This is a genomic window from Roseibium sp. RP-7, assembly GCF_053005225.1.
The window spans coordinates 1,428,188-1,451,097 of the sequence record NZ_JBRKQA010000002.1 but is presented as its reverse complement, the minus strand read 5'-3'; the positions used below and the strand labels follow the sequence as shown (position 1 = coordinate 1,451,097).

The 22,910-nt window shown below is 60.1% G+C and carries 18 protein-coding genes; 10 read left to right on the top strand and 8 right to left on the bottom strand.

The features are described 5' to 3' along the window. Nucleotides 1–2: 2 nt before the first annotated feature. The 5 genes from ACVDG9_RS21310 to ACVDG9_RS21290 all read left to right on the top strand — a co-directional run bounded on the left by ACVDG9_RS21310 (nucleotide 3) and on the right by ACVDG9_RS21290 (nucleotide 6,887). Entirely contained in the window at nucleotides 3–1,286 is a 1,284-nt protein-coding gene (locus ACVDG9_RS21310; RefSeq protein ID WP_075283663.1) for an ABC transporter substrate-binding protein, read from the top strand. A 120-nt stretch (nucleotides 1,287–1,406) separates the two neighbouring features. Then, nucleotides 1,407–2,297, top strand: a complete 891-nt coding sequence (locus tag ACVDG9_RS21305; RefSeq protein ID WP_447238912.1) for a carbohydrate ABC transporter permease — start codon at nucleotides 1,407–1,409, stop codon at nucleotides 2,295–2,297. Then, a complete protein-coding gene (locus ACVDG9_RS21300) occupies nucleotides 2,294–3,115 on the top strand; it encodes a carbohydrate ABC transporter permease (protein WP_075283661.1) in 822 nt (273 codons plus the stop codon). The genes ACVDG9_RS21305 and ACVDG9_RS21300 overlap by 4 nt, the downstream gene beginning before the upstream one ends. A gap of 194 nt (nucleotides 3,116–3,309) precedes the next feature. Then, nucleotides 3,310–4,218 (top strand): sugar kinase, encoded by a 909-nt coding sequence (locus ACVDG9_RS21295; protein ID WP_447238911.1) that lies wholly within the window; start codon nucleotides 3,310–3,312, stop codon nucleotides 4,216–4,218. 236 nt (nucleotides 4,219–4,454) lie between these two features. Continuing rightward, nucleotides 4,455–6,887: a methyl-accepting chemotaxis protein gene (locus ACVDG9_RS21290; RefSeq protein WP_447238910.1), complete on the top strand. Its 2,433-nt coding sequence runs from the start codon at nucleotides 4,455–4,457 to the stop codon at nucleotides 6,885–6,887. 235 nt (nucleotides 6,888–7,122) lie between these two features. Here the strand turns inward: ACVDG9_RS21290 and iolB are convergent, their stop codons facing one another. The 8 genes from iolB to ACVDG9_RS21250 all read right to left on the bottom strand — a co-directional run bounded on the left by iolB (nucleotide 7,123) and on the right by ACVDG9_RS21250 (nucleotide 16,874). Further along, nucleotides 7,123–7,926 carry a 5-deoxy-glucuronate isomerase gene (iolB, locus tag ACVDG9_RS21285; protein ID WP_062487170.1) on the bottom strand — a complete coding sequence of 268 codons (804 nt, stop codon included), beginning with the start codon at nucleotides 7,924–7,926 and terminating at the stop codon, nucleotides 7,123–7,125. After that, a complete protein-coding gene (gene iolE, locus ACVDG9_RS21280; protein ID WP_447238909.1) occupies nucleotides 7,923–8,819 on the bottom strand; it encodes a myo-inosose-2 dehydratase in 897 nt (298 codons plus the stop codon). The genes iolB and iolE overlap by 4 nt, the downstream gene beginning before the upstream one ends. Before the next feature lie 198 nt (nucleotides 8,820–9,017). Then, nucleotides 9,018–10,859, bottom strand: coding sequence for a 3D-(3,5/4)-trihydroxycyclohexane-1,2-dione acylhydrolase (decyclizing) (iolD, locus tag ACVDG9_RS21275; RefSeq protein ID WP_447238908.1), 1,842 nt, complete (start codon nucleotides 10,857–10,859; stop codon nucleotides 9,018–9,020). Then, the gene (locus tag ACVDG9_RS21270) at nucleotides 10,856–12,814 is read right to left on the bottom strand and encodes a bifunctional 5-dehydro-2-deoxygluconokinase/5-dehydro-2-deoxyphosphogluconate aldolase (protein WP_447238907.1); all 1,959 of its coding nucleotides are present in this window, start codon (nucleotides 12,812–12,814) and stop codon (nucleotides 10,856–10,858) included. Before ACVDG9_RS21270 ends, iolD begins: the two co-directional genes overlap by 4 nt. 28 nt (nucleotides 12,815–12,842) lie before the next feature. Continuing rightward, on the bottom strand, nucleotides 12,843–13,622 hold the full coding sequence (locus tag ACVDG9_RS21265; protein WP_023003004.1) for an ATP-binding cassette domain-containing protein: 780 nt from the start codon (nucleotides 13,620–13,622) through the stop codon (nucleotides 12,843–12,845). 1 nt (nucleotide 13,623) lies between these two features. Beyond that, the gene (locus tag ACVDG9_RS21260) at nucleotides 13,624–14,751 is read right to left on the bottom strand and encodes an ABC transporter permease (protein WP_031270286.1); all 1,128 of its coding nucleotides are present in this window, start codon (nucleotides 14,749–14,751) and stop codon (nucleotides 13,624–13,626) included. Nucleotides 14,752–14,920: 169 nt separating this feature from the next. Then, on the bottom strand, nucleotides 14,921–15,862 hold the full coding sequence (locus ACVDG9_RS21255; RefSeq protein WP_023003006.1) for a sugar ABC transporter substrate-binding protein: 942 nt from the start codon (nucleotides 15,860–15,862) through the stop codon (nucleotides 14,921–14,923). A 145-nt stretch (nucleotides 15,863–16,007) separates the two neighbouring features. Then, nucleotides 16,008–16,874, bottom strand: coding sequence for a MurR/RpiR family transcriptional regulator (locus ACVDG9_RS21250; RefSeq protein WP_447238906.1), 867 nt, complete (start codon nucleotides 16,872–16,874; stop codon nucleotides 16,008–16,010). A gap of 117 nt (nucleotides 16,875–16,991) precedes the next feature. On the opposite strand from ACVDG9_RS21250, the gene iolG reads away from it, so the two are divergent. The 5 genes from iolG to ACVDG9_RS21225 all read left to right on the top strand — a co-directional run bounded on the left by iolG (nucleotide 16,992) and on the right by ACVDG9_RS21225 (nucleotide 22,825). Beyond that, nucleotides 16,992–17,990, top strand: coding sequence for an inositol 2-dehydrogenase (gene iolG / locus ACVDG9_RS21245; RefSeq protein WP_447238905.1), 999 nt, complete (start codon nucleotides 16,992–16,994; stop codon nucleotides 17,988–17,990). Nucleotides 17,991–18,165: 175 nt separating this feature from the next. Continuing rightward, complete coding sequence (locus tag ACVDG9_RS21240) at nucleotides 18,166–19,299, top strand: Gfo/Idh/MocA family protein (protein WP_447238904.1); 1,134 nt, start codon at nucleotides 18,166–18,168, stop codon at nucleotides 19,297–19,299. 187 nt (nucleotides 19,300–19,486) lie between these two features. Continuing rightward, the gene (locus ACVDG9_RS21235; RefSeq protein WP_055656383.1) at nucleotides 19,487–20,104 is read left to right on the top strand and encodes an NAD(P)H-dependent oxidoreductase; all 618 of its coding nucleotides are present in this window, start codon (nucleotides 19,487–19,489) and stop codon (nucleotides 20,102–20,104) included. Continuing rightward, nucleotides 20,104–21,993: a monovalent cation:proton antiporter-2 (CPA2) family protein gene (locus tag ACVDG9_RS21230; protein WP_447238903.1), complete on the top strand. Its 1,890-nt coding sequence runs from the start codon at nucleotides 20,104–20,106 to the stop codon at nucleotides 21,991–21,993. Before ACVDG9_RS21235 ends, ACVDG9_RS21230 begins: the two co-directional genes overlap by 1 nt. Nucleotides 21,994–22,147: 154 nt before the next feature. Next, nucleotides 22,148–22,825, top strand: a complete 678-nt coding sequence (locus tag ACVDG9_RS21225) for a DsbA family oxidoreductase (protein WP_447238902.1) — start codon at nucleotides 22,148–22,150, stop codon at nucleotides 22,823–22,825. Nucleotides 22,826–22,910: the final 85 nt, after the last annotated feature.

Genomic DNA, 22,910 nt, shown 5'->3' with positions numbered 1-22,910 from the left:
TGATGTTGAAGTCCACTTTCCTGAAAGCCGTTGCGGCAACGGCGCTTACCTTCAGCACCTGGGCCTCCGCTCAGGCTGTTGATTTGCAATTCTATTTTCCGGTCGCCGTTGGCGGCAAGGCTGCTGACACCATCCAGGAACTGACCGACGCCTATGTTGCGCAGAACCCGGACGTTACCATCGACGCCGTTTATGCCGGTTCCTACCAGGACACCGTCGCCAAGGCGATCACCGCTTCGCGCGGTGGCAACCCGCCCCAGCTTTCGGTGATCCTGTCTGCCGACATGTTCACCCTGATCGATGAAGACCTGATCCAGCCCTTCGACGACTATCTGACCAGCGACGAAGACAAGAAATGGGTCGAAGGCTTTTATCCGGCATTCATGGAAAACAGCCAGACCGGCGGCAAGACCTACGGCATTCCGTTCCAGCGCTCCACACCGGTGCTCTACTGGAACAAGGAAGCCTTCGAAGCGGCCGGGCTTGATCCGGAGGTCGCTCCGGCAACCTGGGACGAAATGGTCGAATTCGGCAAGAAGCTGACGAAGAAAGACGACAGCGGCAATGTCACCCAGTGGGGCGTGCGTATTCCGTCTTCCGGTTTCCCGTACTGGCTGTTCCAGGGCCTTGCCATCGAAAACGGCGCGATCCTGGCCAATGCCGACGGCAACAAGACCAACTTCGATGATCCCAAGGTGGTCGAGGCGCTGCAGTATCTTGTCGATCTCAGCACCAAGCACGAAGTGATGGCTCCGGGCATCATCGAGTGGGGCGCAACGCCGAAAGCCTTTTTCGAAGGCCAGACGGCCATGATGTGGACCTCCACCGGCAACCTCACCAACGTTCGTGACAATGCTCCGTTCAAGTTCGGCGTCGCCATGCTGCCGGAAAAGGCACAGCGCGGCGCACCGACCGGCGGTGGCAACTTCTACCTGTTCAAGGGAGCTTCCGACGAACAGAACAAGGCTGCCGTCAAGTTCGTTCAGTGGATCACGGCTCCGGAACAGTCCGCGAAGTGGACCATCGCAACCGGTTACGTCGCTCCGCGCGCCGAAACCTGGGAAACCGACACGATGAAAGCCTATGCGGCTGATTTCCCGGCTGTCCTGGTTGCCCGCGACCAGCTGGACTTCGCCAAGGCTGAACTGGCGACCTACCAGAACCAGCGCGTGACGGGCATCTTCAACGATGCACTGGCTGCTGCCATCACGGGCCAGAAGGATGCCGAAACGGCGCTGAAGGAAGCTCAGGCGCAGGCCGACGAGATCCTGAGCGAATACCGCTAACGCCATTCGGGGCGGAGCGCCGGGTCCCACTCCGGTGTTCCGTCCCGTTCCCCAGACCTTTCACCGTCCTAACCGCAATTTGCTTTAGGTCGGGTGTTTCTCCTTATCGGGGCCTAGACCATGAAGCGGGGCATTGCCTTGAAACGCGACTGGATCCAGGGCTGGCTGCTGTTGCTGCCGGCGATGGTGTTCCTGTTTGCCTTTACCCACATCCCCGCGGTCACGACGTTCCTGAACAGCTTCTTTTCCACCCCGCGCGGACGCCGCCCGGCCAAGTTCATCGGCCTATCCAATTATGAGCGCATGCTGGATGACCCGGTGTTCTGGAAAGTGCTCTGGAACAACGCCTGGTTCGCCTTTGGCACCATTCCGGTCTCCGTTGGTCTGGCCATCGTCATGGCGCTCTGGGTCAACGACAGGCTGGTTGGCAGAAGCTTCGTGCGCATGGCCTATTTCACGCCGACCGTTCTGCCTCTGATCGCCGTCGCCAACATCTGGATGTTTTTCTACACGCCCGGCTTTGGCCTGGTCGACCAGATCACCGGTGCCCTGTTTGGCTGGCCTGCCAGCAACTATCTCGGCAACCCGGACACCGCGCTCAACGCCATCATCGTGGTCACCGTCTGGAAGGAAGCCGGCTTCTTCATGATCTTTTACCTTGCGGCGCTGCAGGCAATTCCCGTCACGCTGAAGGAGGCCGCGCAGATCGAAGGCGCCGGGCGCTGGACGATCTTCTGGCGGATCACCTTTCCGCTCCTGATGCCGACGACCCTGTTCGTCTGCGTCAACGCGGTCATCAATTCCTTCCGCCTGGTGGACCATATCTTCATTCTGACGGACGGCGGGCCGGACAACGCCTCGGCACTGCTGCTGTTCTACATCTACGAGGTCGCCTTCCGCTTCTGGGAAACCGCCTATGGCGCAACGCTTACCGTCGCTCTTCTGGTGCTTCTGTCGCTGCTTGCCATCGGCCAGTTCTTCTTCTTCGACCGCAAGGTGCATTACAAATGACCGGCGCCGGCTTTTCCTTCGACAGGGTGCTCAACACCTTCGCTGCCTGGGCATTGGCACTCTTATGGGTGCTGCCGCTGGCCTATGCCGTCTGGACCGCGTTTCATCCGGCGGCCTATGAGGCACGGTTCGAGCTTCTTGCACCGCTGACACTCGACAATTTCGCAAAGGCCTGGGATGCGGCGCCCTTCGCCCGCTACTTTCTGAACACCTTCCTGCTGGTTTCGATGATCTTAGCCGGGCAGTTTTTCCTCGGCACGCTGGCTGCCTTTGCCTTCGCAAGGTTCCAGTTTCCCGGGCGCAATATCCTCTTCACGCTTGTCTTGCTGCAGCTTCTGGTGATGCCGGACATCCTGATGGTGGAAAACTATCAGACCATGCGCATGCTCAATCTGGTGGACACCATCCCCGCCATCGCGCTGCCCTACATCGCGTCCGGCTTTGGCATCTTCCTGCTGCGGCAAACCTTCATGACCATCCCGAAGGAACTGGACGAGGCAGCACGCATCGAGGGTGCTTCGGTTCTGGGCGTGTTGTGGCGGGTCTATATTCCGCTCGCCAAACCGACCTATCTTGCCTACGGCCTCGTTTCCGTCAGTCACCACTGGAACAATTTCCTGTGGCCGCTGATTGTGACCAACTCGGTGGACACCCGCCCGGTTACCGTTGGTCTCAGCATCTTCTCGGCGATCGACAGCGGGGTGGAGTGGTCGGTCATCAATGCCGCGACGCTGATGACCTCCGGGCCGCTGCTGATCGCCTTTCTGCTGTTCCAGAGGCAGTTTGTCCAAAGCTTCATGCGCGCCGGCATCAAATAAAATTAATCCGAGAAACAGCAGAAACCGGGGATGAACGACCATCGTCCGGACGGCCAAACCGCTTTGGCAAGGCGCATAGACCTTTGTGCCACTTTTTAAGGCAGGGGCTTTTATGCTAATGGATTTAAATCCCGGTTTTCTGCGGGGTTTTCGCCTTAAGTTTTTCTGATCCCCGAGCATCGAGGAGCCCCGCCGTGTCACTCAAATTCCTTGCCATTGGCGAATGTATGGTCGAGATGGCACCAACGGGTGAGGGCACCTATGCCATGGGGTTTGCCGGCGATACGCTCAACACCGCCTGGTATGCGCGCAAATGCCTGCCTGCCGACTGGACCGTTGGCTATTACACTGCGGTTGGCCGCGATCAGGTGTCGGAGCAGATGCTTTCTTTCCTGAAAGGATCAGACCTGGAGACGGCTGCCATCCAGAAGCGGGACGACCGGACGGTCGGCCTCTACATGATTCAACTGAAGGACGGCGAACGCAGCTTCGCATACTGGCGATCGCAATCGGCAGCCCGGTGTCTTGCCGCGGACGGGACACATCTTGCATCTGCGCTTGGTGGTGCGGGGTTGATCTACTTTAGCGGGATTACCCTTGCGATCCTTCCACCGGAAGACCGGGCAAAATTTCTGGACGCACTCAGAACCGCGCGAAAAGCCGGTGCCAAAACGGCGTTCGACCCGAACCTGCGTCCGCGTCTTTGGGAAGACGCGGACACCATGCGGGCAAGTGTTACGGAAGCTGCCGGCTGCTGTGATTTCCTGATGCCGTCCTTCGAGGACGAGCTGGCCCATTTCGGTGATGGAACGCCAGACGTCAGCGCCGACCGCTATCTGGCTGCAGGGGCAGGCATGGTTGTGGTCAAGAACGGGCCGGAAGAGGTGATCTGCGCAGATGCCGGTTCCCGGCAGGCTTTCCAGCCTGCGCCGGTTTCGAACATTGTCGATACGACTGCGGCCGGCGACAGCTTCAACGCTGCATTTCTGGCGAAATATCTTTCGGGGGGCGACGTCCCGGCAAGCGTTGATGCCGGTGCAAGTCTCGCCGGCAAGGTGATCCAGCACCGTGGCGCCCTCGTTGCCTGTCTCGAAACTGCCTAAGGGTAAGTGCGTATGATTCGGCTGGTGATTGATTGCTTCAAGAAGAGGCGTTCAACCCACAAGAGAATATATTGCGATTATTGACAGTATGATTTAGGAGCGGCTCCGAATTCTTTCGCGATTATTTGCCTGAAAATAACTTTATGCGATGAAATTAAGCTTTCATTCGCTCCTTGTCCTTACCCTACCTTCGGTTTTGATCGTTGGCTGAACGGGCCATCTGATGGGGGGTACGAATGTTCTCAGGCATGCGTCTGTCGAAAAAGATTCCGGCGCTGGTTTTGGGCGCCGCTGCGGTGGTTGGCATCGGTGTCGGTGTAGAAAGCTACCTCACGTCTTCTGTGATCGTGAAAGAACTGACGAAGGAACGCCTTCAGACGGCTGCCGAGACTGGCGAAAAGGAAACAGTCGCCTATCTGCAGGCGATCGAACGCGAGCTCATTCTGACGGCTGAGCACCCTGGCACAGCAGCCGCTGTCCAGGAGTTCGCCTCTGTTTGGGATTTCTGGAAAATGTACGGCGGCAATCCGCAGGAAGAACTGCAAGCTGCCTATATCACCGGCAACCCGCATCCGACCGGCGAGAAACACAAGCTGGACCGGGCCGAGACCGGGTCGGCTTACGACGAGGTGCACGCCAAGTATCACCCCTGGTTCCGAAAACTGCAGCAGGACCAGGGCTATTACGACGTGTTCCTGTTCGACGCCAAGGGCAACCTCGTCTACACGGTCTTCAAGGAACTGGATTACGCCACGAATTTTGAAAAGGGTGGTGGCCAGTGGGCGGATACCGACCTCGGCGAAGTCTATCGCAAGGCGATGGCGATCACCGCCGAGGACGAAGTCGCCTTTGAGGATTTTGCCGCCTATAAACCGAGCTTCGACGCCCCCGCCAGCTTCATGGCGCACCCCATTCACGTGAATGGAGAAACGGTTGGCGTAGTGGCCTTCCAGATGCCGATCGACAAGATCAATTCCCTCATGAGTAGCGGTCTCGGGCTTGGAGAAACCGGTGAATTGGCTTTGATCGGCGAAGATCGCATGATGCGCAATGACACGCCGCTCACTGCCGACAAGAACGATATTCTGGCTACGGAACTGAGTGGGCCCGTCATCGACAAGGCCTTCGCGGAAGGCAGCGCCTTCGGCATGTCTACCTACTTTGGTGACGAACTGATGGACGTTGAAGCGGAGAAGTTCACCTACCAGGGCAAGAACTTCGCCATCGTCGCCATGCAGCCTTATGCAGAAGCCGTTACCCCGCTGACAGATATGCGCAACCGGATGGTCCTCGCCGGGCTCGCCTTGCTTGCGATTGCCGCTGCCCTTGGCTTCTTTGCAGCTCGCTCCGTAACAAAGCCGATCAACATGGTGGTTTCCGCCATGAACCGGCTTGCCGATGGGGACACGCGCGTAGAGACAGACGGTTCCGAACGTGGCGACGAGATCGGCGACATGTTCAAGGCTGTGGCTATCTTCAAGGAAAATGCCATTCAGCGCCGTCATCTTGAAGATCAGGCCCGCAACGAACGTGACAGGGAACGCCAGCGCCAGGCTTTCCTGGAAGGGGTGATCACGGACTTCAAGTCGATCATGACTGATCGCCTGGCAACCGTGTCCGACCAGATGGAACGGATGCGGGGGGCAGCTTCAACGCTGGAAGACCTGGCATCAAATGCGAAGTCTGAATCCGATCAGGCAGGTCACGCCTCCATCAGCGCTTCTGAAAACGTTGCCGCCGTTGCCGCCGCAACAGAAGAAATGACGGCCACGGTTCAGGAAATCGCCAATCAGACCGAAGCCACCACCCGCATCGTTCTGGAGACCGTGGAAGCGGCGGAACAGACCAACCGCAACGTTCAGACGCTGTCGGAAGCTGCCGAACATATCGGCAGCGTGGTCAATCTCATTCGCGATATCGCAGAGCAGACCAACCTTCTGGCGCTCAATGCCACCATCGAGGCTGCCCGTGCGGGTGAAGCCGGTCGCGGTTTTGCGGTCGTGGCATCGGAAGTCAAACAGCTTGCAGAGCAGACCTCCAAGGCGACGGACGAGATTTCCGGCCGGATTTCAGGCATCCAGTCCTCGGTTCGCGATGCAGCGGGTGCCATCGAGCACATTGCCGAGAAGGTGTCCGACATCAAGAACCTGACCAGTTCCGTGGCAGGGGCTATCGAGGAACAGCGGGCGGCAAACCAGGAAATTGCGCGCTCGGCTCGTTCTGCCAGCGACAGCACAGGCAATGCAGCCAGCAGCATGTCGTCTGTTTCCGGTGCAGTTGAACAAACGTCGACGGAAGCCGGATCGGTCAACACCGCGTCCGATCTGGTTTCGGAGGCAAGTGACAGCCTTGCCCGCGAGGTCGAGAAGTTCCTGGCGGACGTCACGAAGGACGTCGAGGACCGGAGACGTTCGGTGCGCAAAGCGATTTCCGAGGATGTTGCCATCACCTTTGCGGACGGTCGCAAGCGCACCGCGCAGCTGATCGACGTCAGCGTCACCGGTGCGCAGATCCTGGATATGACTGACCTGCCGATTGGCGAGCGCATGACGCTGGAATTCCTGGATGGCACCGTGCTGCATGGCAAGGTCGTGCGCCAGACAGGAGCAGGCTGCGGCGTCGAATTCGCAGAACAGCTAGCAGAAAGCCACATTCTCATCGCCGCATAAGACGGCAATCTCAGGAAACGAAAAGGGCGCCTTTTGGCGCCCTTTTTTGACGATAACCCTTGGCTCACCGATCCCGGATCTTCGCTTCGCTGCGTCCGGGATGACGGATGAGGGGGAAAGGAACGGTGCCGTTGGCGCCTTTTCCCTGTCCTCACCATTCACGATCCTCATCCTGAGGAGGGGCAAAGGCCCGTCTTGAAGGATGGGCCACTTGCTCAGTCTCAGCTGCTTGAGCCTATCCAGCGTCCCGTTGGGCGATCCAGTCGTGATCCGGATGGTTCTGGAAGCGCCACTTGCGCATCGGGCCGGCCATGACATTCAGATAATACATCTCGTAGCCGTAGGGTGCGCCGCAGGGGTGATGGCCCTTGGGAACCAGCACCACGTCGCCATCGGCAACAGCCATCGTCTCGTCAAGCTCGCCGTCCTCGGTGAAAACGCGCTGGAACCCGAAACCCTGTTTCGGGTTCAGGCGGTGGTAGTAGGTCTCTTCCAGATAGGTCATGTCCGGAAAATTGTCTTCGTCGTGCCGGTGCGGCGGGTAGGATGACCAGTTGCCCTGGGGTGTGAACACTTCCGTCACCAGCAGGCTGTCGGCAATATCGCTTTCTTCCATCGCAATCGGGTGGATATAGCGGGTGTTCGCTCCCTTGCCACGTTCCACCTGGCCGATGTCCGTGATCACACGGGCCTTGTAGTTGCCCTTGCCGGGGGCGGTGCAGACCGCCAGAACGCAGTCGGTTGTTGCCGTTGCGGACCAGCTGCTGCCGTTGGGCACATAGACGCAATGCGGCTTCTTGCGCTCGAAAACGCTCATCCGGTCGCCCAGCTCACCAAAGCTTTCATCTGCAGCGGAAATCGACGCCTTGCCTTCCACGAGGACAAGGATGACTTCCTTGTCACCGGTTTCTTCCGAGGCCGACTGTCCCGCTTCCAGATGATACAGGCCAAAGCCGACATAGCCCCATCTGGCGCTTTCAGGCGTGATGTCGTGCACCTTGCCGGAGGTGCCGGACGGTTTGACGAGAAGATGGCTCATGTCAAATCCACTTCCTTTGCGAGTTGCTTGAGGGTCTTGAGGCCGAGGCTCTGATACTGGAACGGATTGCGGACTTCCGGGTCCTGCTCTGCCTCGATAACGATCCAGCCTTCGTAGCCGGTGTCCTTCAGGATCTGGAGAAGAGGTTTGAAATCAACGCCGCCTTCACCGTCACCCGGTACGGTGAAGACTCCGGCACGGACGCCGTCCATGAAGGACTTCTTGTTTTCGCGGATTTCGTTCATCACGGCAGGCCGAACGTTCTTGGCATGGAAATGCTTCACGCGGGCAGCGTGTTTTTCCAGAACCGGCGCCGGGTCCTGACCATTGCTGCCGAAATAGCAATGACCGGCATCGAACAGCAACTTGGTCGCCGGGCCGGTGGCATCCATGAAGGCGTCGATTTCCGCCGGTGTCTCGACCACAGTGCCCATGTGGTGGTGGTAGACAAGGTCGATGCCCTGGCTTGCGCAGAAGGCGGCAAGTTCCTCGATCTTGGCGCCGAAGGCTTTCATCTCTTCTGCGGTCAGAACCGGGCTGGTGTTGATGTCGGTCTGAGAGCCCTGAATGGTGTTGGAGGTCTCGCAGGTAATGCAGACCTTGCAGCCATTGTGCTTCAGCTTGTCCAGATGCGGCTGAATGGCCTTCTTTTCGGCCTCGACCGACTGGGCAAGCAGGTTGAGCGAGTACCAGCCGGAAATGAACTTGAGCCCATGGCCGCCCAGAAGCTGTTTCAGCTCTTCCGGGTCGTTGGGCCAGCGGTGGCCGTTCTCGATACCGTCGAAGCCGATTTCGGAAGCTTCCGACAGGATCTGATCGGTCGGAATATGCGCGCCAAGGGTCTGGTCGTCATCATTGGCCCAGGCGATCGGGTTGGTGCCGTAAAGGATCATGGCTGTTGTCCTGTAACGCATTGGAGCGTTGGAGTTGATCGTAACTTTCGAACCTCATCCTGAGGAAGCACTTCAGTGCTGTCTCGAAGGATGGGCCACTTGTTCGGTATATGCCGCCCATCCTTCGAGACGGACCTGATGGTCCTCCTCAGGATGAGGTCTTGAGAGAGGAGGCCGGTGTGTTGCGATGCCTCCCCCTCAATCCACAAGGTTCTGGTGCTTCAGCGCGTCGACATAGCCCTCACGGGCCTTGTTGACTTCGGTCCGCTCAGAAACCTCCGGCACGGCGACGTCCCACCAGTGACCGCCACCGTTCTCGCCCGGCCCGTGCATCGGGTCCGTATCGATGACGATTACTGTCGGGATGGCCCGGTCCTTCGAGGCGAGGATCTGCGCTTCCAGATCGGCGATGTCCTTCGCCTTTACCGCGTGGGCGCCCATGGCGGCCGAGTGGGCGACGAAGTCGATGTCCGGCTGCGCCTCGACATTGCAGTCCTTGTAGAGGTTGTTGAACTGGTTGCCACCGGTGCCCATCTGCAGCCGGTTGATGCAGCCGTAGCCCCGGTTGTCGGTGAGTACGACCGTGAACGGCACCCGTCTCATGACGGCAGTCGCAAGTTCCGAGTTGGCCATCATGTAGGAGCCGTCACCGACGAAGCAGACGACATCCCGTTCCGGCTGCGCCAGCTTGATGCCCATGGCACCGGCAATCTCGTAGCCCATGCAGGAATAGCCGTATTCCATGTGATAGCCACCCTGCGGCGCCTGCCACAGAAGCTTCAGGGCGCCCGGCATGGTGCCAGCCGCGCACATTGCGATGGTCTTTTCCGAAGATGTCCGCTGAACCGCGCCGATGACTTCAGCATCGAGCGGCAGGTAGCCTTCAGGCCCATCGGTCCGCGCACTGCAGTGGGCATCGACCTTCGCCAGCCAGTCAAGACGGGACTGCGGATTGAAAGCCGATTTTGTCTCTGAGCCAAGGGCCGCTGAGATCTTCTCCAGAGACACCTTGGCATCGCCGATGACACCGACGGCGCCATGCTTCAGGGCGTCGTAGCCCTGGACGTTGATGGAGACGAGCTTGCGGCCCGGAGCCTTGAAGAGCGCCCAGGAGCCGGTGGTGAAGTCCTGGAAGCGGGTGCCGATGCCGATAACGAGGTCCGCGCTTTCGGCAATCTCGTTGGCGCAGGCCGAGCCGTCGACCCCGGCAGTGCCGAAGTTCATCGGATGAGATTGCGCCAGCGCCGACTTGCCCGCCTGGGTCTCGATCACCGGAATGCCGTGCTTTGTCGCAAACGCGCCAAGAGTTTCTTCAGCCTGCGAATAGATAACGCCGCCGCCGCAGACCAGAACCGGGTTCTTTGCGGATTTGATGAGGGCGACAACATCGGCGATGTCCCGGCTGTCGGGTTCCGGGCGACGGATGCGCCAGACCTTCGGCTCGAAGAAGCTTGCCGGATAATCAAAGGCTTCTGCCTGCGTGTCCTGGCAGAACGCCAGGGTCACCGGCCCGCAATTGACCGGGTCGGTCATCACGCGGAAGGCGCGCGGCAGGGCCGTCAGCAGGTGTTCCGGGCGGCTGATGCGGTCGAAGTAGCGCGATACCGGACGGAAGCAGTCATTGGCCGAAACCGTGCCGTCGTCGAAATCCTCCACCTGCTGCAGCACCGGGTCGGGTGCCCGATTGGCAAAGACATCGCCGGGGATCAGCAGAACGGGAAGGCGGTTGACATGGGCAAGGGCTGCGGCGGTCACCATGTTGGTGGCGCCGGGGCCGATGGACGAGGTGACGGCCATTGCCCGTGTGCGCTTCTTGGCCTTGGCATAGGCGATGGCCGTGTGGGCCATGGTCTGTTCGTTCTGGCCGCGCCATGTCGGCAGCGCGTTGCCGGCCTGCTCCAGCGCCTCGCCCAGACCGGCAACATTGCCATGGCCGAAGATCGCCCAGATGCCGTCGATGAAACGCTCGCCGTCCTCGGTCATCTGCGCGGAGATATACCGCACCATGGCCTGGGCGGCGGTGAGACGGATCGTGCTCATGCGGAAATTCCCTGGAGTTCGTTGACGTGTGCCTCGGTTCCGGCTTCTGCGCGCGCCGTGTCCCAGATGCTGCACAGGCGGGCGAAGCGGCTCACCATGTCGGCGACGGCAGCTTCGTCTGTCAATTCACCTGCCAGCCATTTGCGGGCTGCTTCGGCAAAAATTGTGCGGCCGACCGCAAAGCCCTTGACCAGCGGGAAGCGGGCCGCTTCGGCAAAACTCGCGGCCAGTTCCTCTTCCGGGGCATCAAGACCGAGCACCACGATGCCGCGAGTGTGAGGGTCGTTTTCGGAAATCGCGTCACAAGCCTTCGCCCATGCTTCTGCCGAGGTCATGGGTTCCAGCTTCCACCAGTCCGGATAGACGCCGATCTCGTAGAAACGGCGGATGATATCTGCCGTGGTGTCGGCATCAACCGGACCAACCTTGGAGGGGATGATCTCCAGAAGCATTTCAAGCCGGTTGCGGCGGCAGGCGGCAAACAGCCGCTTCAGGACATCTTCCTGCTCGGCCTTCATCGCGTCGGTGTCATGCGGATGATAGAAGCACAGCACCTTGACCACATGCTCCGTCGGCCATTCGGCCAGGCCGCCGAAATCCGGACCGATTTCCGGTTCCAGTGTCAGTGGCCGGGAGGTAGGCCACTCCACCGGATGACCGATCCAAAGCCCGGTTCCGGCGGCCCGATAAAGCGCCTCGCGGCCGTGTCGGCTGTCGCACAGAATGCCATAGCCCGGCTGGCCGTCCGCGACCGAAAGGGCCGCGTCGAGGCAGAGTTTCTTGAACGATCCGATCCGCTCGTGACCGGCGTTGGCCGTATCGGCCATCTGTTCGAGCTGAATACGGTGGTCGAAGGCGAAGACACGCATGGTCGACCAGTTGCCGCCGTGCAGCCGGTGCCGATTTGTGGACCAGTGGATCTGTTCCAGTTCCGGGTCCTTGCGCAGGGTCTTGTCCTTCACGCCCCGTTTCAGGAAGAACTGCAGCTCTTCCCAGCTCGGATAGGCCGGTGTGCAGCCGTGCCGGGAGACGGCAAACGCGCCGCATGCGTTGGCGTAGGTCAGGGCCGTGACCCAGTCCTCGCCGGTGATCCAGCCTTTCAGCAGACCGGACATGAAGCCGTCGCCGGCCCCCAGAACGTTGAACACCTCAATCGGGAAGCCGGGACCGGAAATGCCGTCGTCGAGGCTGTCGGGGATCGCGCCTTCGAAGGCGGTTGCCCCCATCGGCCCGCGCTTGCAGACAAGCGTCGCACCCGATACCTTGCGCACGTTGCGCAGTGCCTCGACCGTGTCCGTGGTTCCACCGGCAATGTGGAATTCTTCTTCCGTGCCCACGATCAGGTCGAACAGATGCAGGCTCGATTGCAGCTTGGCCGTCACCTTGTCGGAGGCAATGAAGCGGTTCTCGCCGTCGCCGTGCCCTGACAGACCCCAGAGGTTGGGGCGGTAGTCGATGTCGAGCGCGGTACGGCTGCCGTTTTCGCGGGCAAGCCTCAGTGCCTTCAGAACGGCAGCTTCCGTCTGCGGATGGCTGAGGTGCGTGCCCGTGGCGACCACGGCCTTGGCCGAGGCAATGAACGCGGGATCGATGTCATCTTCGCCAAGAGCCATATCGGCGCAGTTCTCGCGGTAGAAAATCAGCGGGAACTGTTCCTGGTCGCGGATGCCAAGCAGCACAAGCGCGGTGAGCCGCTCCTTGTCGGTGATCACGCCTTGTGTGTCGACACCGTGCCGTTCCAGTTCCTCGCGGATGAAACGGCCCATGTGTTCGTCACCGACACGGGTGATCAGCGCGGATTTCAAGCCGAGCCGAGCCGTGCCGCAGGCCATATTGGTGGGCGAGCCGCCGATATACTTGTTGAAGGACGCCATGTCCTCCAGACGGCCGCCAGCCTGGGCTCCGTAGAGGTCGACCGACGAGCGGCCTATCGTGATGACATCGAGTTTCTTCACGTGCACATTCCGTTTTTGATTCAGCCCGTCAGATGGTGCCGCCGAGGGAACCTTCCAGTTCCGCCAGTTCCTGGCCACCGGCCATCAGGTCCTGAAGTTCTTCCGCTTTTATGTCTCCGCGCTCTGCGGTGCCAAGCGTCTTGCCGCGGTTGAGCACCGTGAACCTGTCGCCCACGGCCATGGCATGGCGCACGTTGTGGGTGATGAAGACAACACCGATGCCTTTTTGGCGGACCTTGTCGATCGTCGCCAGCACGTTGGAGGTCTGGCGCACACCCAGGGCAGATGTCGGTTCGTCGAGGATCAACACCTTGGCCCCGAAGAAGACTGCGCGCGAGATGGCGACCGTCTGGCGTTCACCGCCCGACAATGTGCCGACCGCCTGGTCCGGCGAGCGCAGATGAATGCCCATCTTGGCCATCTCGGTCATGGTGACTTCGTTGGCTTCGGAAAAATCGAAGAACTTGAACGGGCCGAAGCGCCTTTGCGGTTCGCGGCCCATCCAGAAGTTCCGGGTCACCGACATCAGCGGGATCATCGCCAGGTCCTGGTAGACGGTCGCGATGCCGGCTTCCATGGCGTCCCGCGGGCTGTTGAAGCTGACTTCCTTGCCTTCCATCAGGATCTTGCCCTTGGTCGGCTTGTGGACGCCGGACATGGTCTTGATGAAGGTGGACTTGCCCGCGCCGTTGTCGCCCAGAAGGCAGTGGCATTCGCCGGCCTTCACGGAAACGGAGACACCATTGAGGGCGATTACCGGGCCGAAGTGTTTTTCGATATCGACGAGTTCGATGAGGTTGTCGGACATCTTAGCGTTCCCCCGTGATCATGCGGCGGATGTAGGTGTTGAGGATCACGGCGAGCAGCAGGATAACGCCGAGGAAAACCCGGAAGAGCGAACTTTCGACCCCGGCGAAGAAGAGGCCTTGCTGAACAACGCCGAAGATCAGTGCGCCAAGCGCCGCCCCTACCACCGAACCGTAGCCGCCGGTGAGAAGTGCGCCGCCGATCACTACGGAAATGATGGCTTCGAATTCCTTCAGGAGGCCGCGGTCGGCTGCGGCCGAGCCGAATTCCATCACCTGACAGGTGGCGAAAATAGTGGCGCAGAAGGCGGAGAACATGAACATCAGGATCTTGACCCGGTTCACGGGTACGCCGACATAGCGCGCTGCCTGGGCGTCGCCGCCGGCGGCGAAGATCCAGTTGCCGAAGCGGGTACGGGTGAGCAGGATATGGCCGAACACGATCAGGATGATTGCCCAGATCATCAGCATCGGAATGCCTTCGACCACCGGCAGTCCTGCTTTCGGACCGGCAACGAACTTGCCGACAATGCCGAGATCGGCCAGCCAGACAAAGAGGCCGGAAAAGACCTTGCCGCCGAAAAGCCATGCGATCGGATCACCTTCCGCCGCTTCACGCACGCCGCCGATAATGGTCTTGCGGGTGGTGGCGATGGAAATGAAGATCGTCAGACCGCGCAGAATGTAGAGAAAGGCGAGGGTGACGATGAAGGAGGGCAGGCCGGTCTTGATGACCAGGTATCCGTTGAGCCCGCCAATGGCCAGCGCCATGGCAAATGCGACCAGGATACCGAACCATGCGGGGAACCCCCACTGAACAGTGAACAGCGCGATGATGACGCCGGAAAAGCCGATCATCGAACCGACGGAGAGGTCGAACTCTCCGGCGATCATCAAAAGGCAGGCGCCGACGGCGATGATGGCGAACTGGGCAGAGACTGTGCCCCAGTTGATGATGCCTTCCGGGGCAAACATGCCGCTGTCGCTGGCGATGCCGAGGAAGAACATGAATACGAGAATAGTGCCGCAGATCGCGCCCAGCTCCGGGCGGATCAGGGCCTTGCGCATAGGCGACATTTCGCGGATGCGCTCGTCTTTCCGAGGGGCGGCTGCCGATTGTGTCTCAGCCATAGGTCTCCTCCTGCGTGCCGGGGTGGCCGGCCGCGTCCAGTATGCGGCCCGGCCGCAGAACAGTGTTCTGGAATTCAGCGCTTACCCTTCGGGGTGCGCGAGCGTGTCAGTTGCAGGGGAGAGGCGGAAGGCCGCCTCTCCACAGGGCCGCGCCTGGCGGCCCTTCAGCTTAGCGGTATTCGCCGGCGTATTTTTCCACCAGGGCAATGTTGCCCTTGGTCACGAAACCCGGGCCGGAGTTGATTGAGTTGCCCGGAACCACGCCGTAACGAGCCAGGTTCGTCAGGATGACGACCGGCAGGTAGCCCTGCAGGTAAGGCTGCTGGTCGATGGCAAAGGCAATCACGTCACCCTTGATGGCTTCAGCGATTTCACCGGAAAGGTCGAAGGTGCCGAAGTGGATGGTGCCGGACTTGCCCATGTCTTCCAGCGCAGCCAGCGTCGGATGCGCAGAGGTCGGGCCGAGGGTCAGGACGCCATTGGTGTCCGGGTTGCCCTGCAGGTAGGCCATGACCTTGGACTTGATTTCAGCCGGGTCCTGGCCGCTGTCGATCATCTGGCCGCCCAGTTCGACGCCCAGTGCATCAGCATAGCCCTGGCAACGTTCAACCGAAGCCGGGTTGGTGATGTAGTGGTTCACACAAAGGAAGCTGGTGACGCCGGCCGCCTTGGCCTTTTCACCTGCACCCTTGCCGGCATCGTATTCCGGCTGGCCGACATGCATCAGAGCGCCGATTTTCTTGGACTGCTCTTCAGTGCCGGAGTTGATGGTGATGACCGGAATGCCCTTGGCAACCGCGTTGGACAGCGGGCCGCTCAGAACGTCGTAGTCGGCGATCGTCGCGATGATGCCGTTCGGGTTGGACGCAGCAGCCTGTTCGATGATGCGAGCCATGTCGGCAAGATCGCCTGTCGGCGGGTTGCGGTATTCCACTTCAACGCCCATCTGGCCACCGGCAACGGTGATGGCGTTCTTGATCGTGTTCCACCAGCTGTCGCTGTCCGGTGCATGGCTGACCAGAACGAAACGTTCGCCATCAGCGGAGGCCGGAGCGGCAAGGCCGGTAAAGGCAACGGCGGCAGCCGCCATTGCAATAAGTGTCTTCTTCATGGTGTTCCTCCCAGAACGTGGTCCGCGGGCCTCGAACAATCCCACCCGCGTCATCAGAAGTCTGTGGCGGCTCGGGATCGCCGTTGCCGCATTTGGAATATAAATTCCATTTTTATCGAAGCGCAACAGATTTTTTCCAGAAAGATCACAGCCTGTTCCGTTGGGCCCCCACGGAAACGGCCAGGGCAATGGCCAGGGAGAGACTTGCGGACAGCGCCCGGAACGCGCCTACGTCCAGTTCCGAGACCAGTAGCTGGATTGCTTTCAGGCGTGCGAGCGGGCTGGTCACGACATCCGTAATCGCGACAATGTCAGCGCCGCTGGCACGGGCCTTGGTGGCCATGTCGATGGTCATTTCCGTGTACGGGGCGAAGGTCACCGCGATGACCGCGTCGTTCGGTCGGATCAGGTGTTCCATGTTGATGTTGGCGATGCCTGAATGGAGAACCGCCGGCACGTCCATCTTTTCGAAGGCATAGGCAAGATACGACGTGACCGGGAAGGCCCTGCGGAAGCCGATCATGTGAATCGTCTCGGCACGGGCCAGCACATCGACTGCCTGTTGAAGCGCGGTCGGGTCGACGGTTGTCAGCAGGTTTTCCAGCGAAGAACGGCCAACCTCGACGAATTCGGCCAGGAGCGCAGAAGGGGACTCGGTGCCGTGCTCGCGCAGTTTGGCGAGGCGGGTGGCGTAGTCCGGCCATTTCTGGGAATAGTCCGAGCGGAACAGTTTCTGCATTTGCGAAAAACCGGAAAAGCCCATTTCCTGGCAGAAACGCATCACGGCGGACGGCTGAACGTCGGCGCCTTCGGCAAGTTCGGCAACCGTGGAAACCGCCACCTTGTCTGGGTTGGCGGCGATGTAGTTTGCGAATTGTTTCAGGCGCTTGGGCAGTCTTTCGGCGGTGCTGCCGAGCCGGGCAAAAAACGCATCGATCGACTGCGGCGGCGCAAGGATTTCGGCGGAGGCGAGATTGGGTTCATTTTCTGGATCGGGCGAGGCGTCATTCATTGTCTTCTTCTTTTCCGGCTTGACACATTCCGTCGAAAATGATTTTGGAATTTTTATTCTAAATTGGCAAGCGCTGGTTCAAACCGCTCTGCCACATGTCATCCGGGAGGAAGTATCATGGCCGTCAATGTCGCCCTGCTTGGGGCTGGACGTATCGGTAAAGTGCACGCAAAGGCCGTTGGCGCGGCCGCCGGTGCGACGCTCGTCGCTGTTGCGGACGCCTTCCCGGAAGCCGCCGAAACGCTTGCAGCCGCCTATGGCGCCCGTGTCAGCACGATCGAAGAGATCGCTGCCGCCGGGGATGTCGACGCGGTGATCATCTGCACGCCGACCGACACCCATGCCGATCTGATCGAAAAGTTTGCACGCGCAGGCAAGGCGATCTTCTGCGAAAAGCCGGTCGATCTGTCGCTAGACCGGGTGAAAGCCTGCCTGAAGACGGTAGAAGACCTTGGCGCAACCTTGATGCTGGGGTTCAACCGCCGTTTCGATCCGCATTTCCGCGCCGTGCGCGCAGCCATTGACGAAGGGCGGATCGGCGACGTGGAAATGGTGCAGATCACCTCGCGCGATCCGGGTGCACCGCCGCCATCCTACATCACGTCGTCCGGCGGCATCTTCCGTGACATGACCATCCATGATTTCGACATGGCCCGGTTCCTACTCGGCGATGAAGTCACGACCGTCTACGCGACCGCGTCGGTTCTGGTCGATCCGGAAATCGGCAAGCTCGGCGATTACGACAGCGCGATGGTGGTGCTGACGACGGCGTCCGGCAAGCAATGCTCCATCTCCAATTCCCGCCGGGCAACCTATGGCTACGACCAGCGCATCGAAGTGCATGGCTCCAAGGGTGTGGTGAGTGCGGAAAACCAGCGTCCGGTATCTATCGAAGTGGCAACCGAAGCCGGATACACCCGTCCGCCGTTACATGATTTCTTCATGACCCGCTACACGGAAGCCTATGCGGCTGAAATCACCGCTTTCGTCGAGGCTATTGAAACCGGTACTGCGCCGTCACCGAGTGGCGAGGACGGATTGAAGGCGCTCGCCCTGGCGGAAGCTGCCCTCAAGTCCATCGCCGAACGCCGCGCCGTCGGCATGGACGAAGTCTGAGCGTCAGAACCACTATGACCTCATCCTGAGGAGGACCGTCTGGTCCGTCTCGAAGGATGGGCGGCACACTCATGAGCAAGCAGCCCATCCTTCGAGACAGCGCCAAGGCGCTTCCTCAGGATGAGGTTAAAGGGCGGAACGGTCCGCTTCGTCACCTCCGGGAGGATCGGATTACATGACAAGTCTCGGTATCGGATTGATCGGCACCGGTTTCATGGGAAAGTGCCATGCGCTTGCCTATGGTTCGGTGAAAGCGGTGTTCGGCGATGTGCCGGCGACACGCCTGGAAGTTCTGTGCGATGTTCCTGCAGAAAAGGCAGAAGCCTTTGCCGACCAGTTCGGCTTTGCAAGGGCAACGAGCGACTGGAAAGATCTGATTGCGGATCCGAAGGTCGGTATCGTCTGCATCACCACACCCAACAAGGTGCACAAGGAAATGGCGCTTGCCGCGCTCGAGGCCGGCAAGCATGTGCATCTGGAAAAACCGATGGCGCTCAGTCTGGAGGACGCCAGACAGATGCTGGCTGTTGCCGAAAGAACAGGTGCGAAGACCATCGTCGGCTACAACTACCTGCATAATCCGGCGATTTCGCATGCCCGCAAACTCATCGCGGATGGCGCCATCGGCCGGATCGTGCATTTTCGCGGAATGGTCGATGAAGACTACCAGGCTGATCCGAACCTCGCCTGGACCTGGCGGGCAACCAAGGCCGATGCCGGCCTCGGCACGCTCGGCGATCTTGGCTGCCATCTGATTTCGCTCGCAACCGCGCTCGTCGGACCGGTCGAAAGCCTGGTCGCGGAGACAAGGACGGTTCATGAAACACGGCCCATGGGCAATGGCTCAAGCGAGCGGCGTCCGGTTGAAAACGAAGACATCGCATCTGCGCTGCTGACCTTCGAAAACGGTGTCCATGGTGTTGTCTCGACCTCGCGCAGTGCCTGGGGCCGCAAGAGCTACATCGGCTTCGAGGTGCATGGAACGGAAGGCATGATCACCTTTGATCAGGAGCGCATGAACGAACTCCGTCTCTATCAGAACCGGGGTGAGCTTGCCGAACAGGGTTTCAAGACGTTGCTCAGCGGGCCAGCTCATCCCCCGTACGGGCAATTCGTTCCGGCCGCCGGCCATCAGCTCGGGTTCAACGATCTGAAGGTGATAGAGGTTCATGAGTTCCTGAAGGCGATTTCCGAAGGGCGCAATGCCGTGCCGTCCTTCCGGGAGGCGCTCCATTTCGAGGCGGTCATTCATGCGATTGCCGAGGCCGGAGAGACGGGCTCCCGGGTACGGGTTGCCAGGGCGGACTGACGCCGACAGCATCCCACTGTCTATCGCTCACTTTATTGTTCAATGGGCGCGAACAGGCCGGTTCCTGTTCGCGCCCTTTATCTGTTGCGGATGATCCCTATAAACTCTTGAGAATACAGACCGTTGGTCCGCCGTGCCCGGCAGGCCTTGCCGGCTCTGCGGGCTTACTCAGATCCGGGAGATCCTCTTGGCCAAGGTAATCGTTTTCTTTGCCCACCCACGACCGCACAGGTCGGAGGTGAACCTGCCGCTGTTTGAAACCGCGCGGTCGATCAAGGAGATCACCACCGTTGATCTTTATGCGGACTATCCGGATTTCAGCATCGATATCGACCGGGAACAGGACCGCCTGCGGGCTCATGACGTGGTTGTCTTCCAGCATCCGCTTTACTGGTATTCGGCGCCCGCCATCATGAAAGAGTGGCAGGATCTAGTGCTGGAACATGGCTTTGCCTATGGTCATGCCGGCAAGGCATTGCATGGCAAGGTGTTTCTGAACGCGGTCACGACCGGTGCCAAACCGGATGCCTATTCGCAGACGGGCATGAACCATGCCGAGTTGCGCAGCTTGCTGGGCCCATTCGAAAAAACGGCGGATCTGTGCGGCATGCGCTACCTTGCGCCCTTTGCGCTGTTCGGGGCCGGGCGGGCACTGGAGGAAAACCGCTTTGAGGCCCACCGCCATGCCTATGGAAAGCTTCTGAATGCTTTGGTCCGCGATCAGCTGGATCTTGCAAAGGCGGCCGCAGCGCCGGTGCTGCCGGATGACCTGGATGCGTTCCTGCTGGCAGGGGAGACGGTTTGATGGCGCTGCTCAGCGAAGCCTTCGTCTATCTGTGCGCGGCCGTCATCGCGGTGCCGATTGCCAACCGGCTCGGCCTTGGCTCCGTGCTCGGTTATCTGATCGCCGGTGTGGTGATCGGGCCGGTCATCGGCATCGTCGGGTCGGAAGCGGCCGACGTGCAGCATTTTGCAGAATTCGGCGTGGTGATGATGCTGTTCCTGGTCGGGCTGGAACTGCAGCCCACCATGCTCTGGAAAATGCGCCAGCAGCTTGTCGGGCTTGGCGGCCTGCAGGTTGTCGGGACAGCGCTCGTCTTTGCCGCGGCCGGTCTGGCGTTCGGTCTTCACTGGCAGAGCGCTTTGGCGCTCGGCATGATCCTGTCGCTTTCCTCCACCGCCATCGTCTTGCAGACCCTCAACGAGAAGGGCTGGCTGAAAACGCAAGGTGGGCAGAGTTCCTTCTCGGTGTTGCTGACCCAGGATATCGCGGTCATTCCAATGCTGGCGCTTCTTCCATTGCTTGCCATCAGTGGCCATGGCGGGGAAGGAGCCGCGGATGGGCATGGCGAGAGTGCCGGTCATGGTGGTGAAGCTCTGGCGGCCTTGCCGGGCTGGGCACAGGCTCTTGTCATTCTGGCTGTTATTGCCGCCATCATCCTGGCAGGGCGTCATCTGCTGCGGCCTGTCTTCCGGTTCATAGCCGAAGCACGCCTGCGGGAAATCTTCACGGCAACCGCGCTGCTGCTCGTAATCGGCATCGCCCTGGTCATGGATTTTGTCGGTCTGTCGCCGGCCCTCGGAACCTTCCTTGCCGGGGTTGTCCTGTCCGACAGCGACTATCGTCATGAGCTGGAAAGCGATATCGAACCCTTCAAGGGCCTGTTGCTTGGCCTGTTCTTCCTGACGGTCGGGGCGGGGATCGATTTCGACCTGCTGTTCGGTGCCCCTTTATCGATCCTTGGACTCGCGCTCGGCTTGATGGCAGTCAAGTTTCTGGTGCTGTTCCTGCTTGCAGCCCTCTTTCGCCTCACCGGGCCAGATCGGTGGCTGTTCGCGCTCGGGCTGGCACAGGCAGGGGAATTCGCTTTCGTGTTGTTCGGATTTGCCTCGGGCAGCGGGGTGCTGGAACCATCGCTGATCAAGACCATGACCCTGGTGGTGGCGATTTCCATGCTGCTGACACCCGCGTTGTTCATCTTCTACGAAAAAATCGTCGCTCCACGGGCTCTGGCGAAAGCGGATCGGGAACCGGATGTCATCGACAGGCGCGGCCGGGTTGTTGTCGCGGGCATGGGCCGGTTCGGCCAGATCGTCTCGCGACTGCTGCTGACCAGTGGTTATGACGTGATCATTCTCGATCATGACCCGCAGACGATCGAAAATCTGCGCAGGATAGGCATTCGAACCTTCTATGGGGATGCGACCCGGCCAGACCTTCTGCACGGTGCCGGGCTGGACGATGCCGACCTCTTCGTTGCCGCGCTAGATGATCGCGACAAGCAGACGGAACTGGTGGAACACGTTGCCAAGACCTATCCGAATGTCCGGATCCTCGCCCGTGCCCGCGACCGGCATCACGTCTACGAACTGGAAAATGCCGGTGCTCATTGTGCCGAGCGAGAGGTCTTCGAAGGGGCCTTGGCGCTTGGGCGCCAGGCCTTGACCGAGCTGGGGTACCATCCGTTCCGGGCGCGCACCAAGGCGAGGGAATTCCGTCATCACGACATTGCGATGCTCGATGACCTTCGCGAGAATTTCAACGACGGTGGCGTCGACACTTCCTATATCGATGCCATGCGGGCGCATTCCGAAACCCTGTTCGAAATCATGCAAGTCGACAGGGGTGGTGATCGCCCTGAAGGATCGGAGCGTGGCTGGACACCTCCCCCAAAGGGCGATGCGACGCTCTGACGGGAGGCGGAAAGCAGCGTTCCGACGAAAGAATGAGGTTTCCCCGTGGTAACCACTGCCTTTTCCCGGCTGGCAGCGGCTCCTATATGCGGGGCAAGACAGACAATGGCGCCGGCCAGACAAATGGCTGACAGCGCCGGAACAGGAACCAATCATGACTTCGCAAGACACCGACACAACCGGCCTCGATGATGTGTTGCAGATCGACATTGTTTCCGATGTCGTCTGCCCGTGGTGCATCGTCGGCTTCAAGCAGCTCGAACAGGCGATCGCAAGGACCGGCGTTACGGCCGCCATCAAATGGCATCCTTTTGAACTCAATCAGGATATGGCTGCCGAGGGAGAGAACCTGCGCGAACACATCATGCGCAAATACGGCTCCAGCGCGGAGCAATCCCAGGCAGCGCGGGACCGGCTGACGGACCTTGGCGCTAGCCTTGGTTTCGAGTTCAATTTCACGGATGACATGCGCATGGTGAACACCTTCAAGGCGCACCAGCTGATCCATTGGGCCGGTGAGAGCCGCAAGGAACACCAGTTGAAGATGGCGCTGTTCCAGGCCTATTTCGGCGACCGGAAGGACCTCAATGACAATCAGGTTCTGGCGGATGTGGCCGAAAGCATTGGTCTCAACCGGGCTGAAGCCCTTGCCGTTCTGGAAGACGGCCGCTTTGCCGAAACCGTTCGTGCGGAAGAAGCCTTCTGGACCGGCAACGGCATTCACGGCGTTCCGGCTGTCATCTTCGAGCGTCAGCACCTGGTATCAGGCGCACAGGGCGTCGACAATTTCTCGGCCATCATCACCGAGCTGACGAAAGGCAAGGCGGCCTGACGGCACAGCCGTAAAGATAACCTGTAGATCGTCCAATATCTTCGCCATGCCATGGCTACCATGGCATCCATGCCGTTTCGTTCCC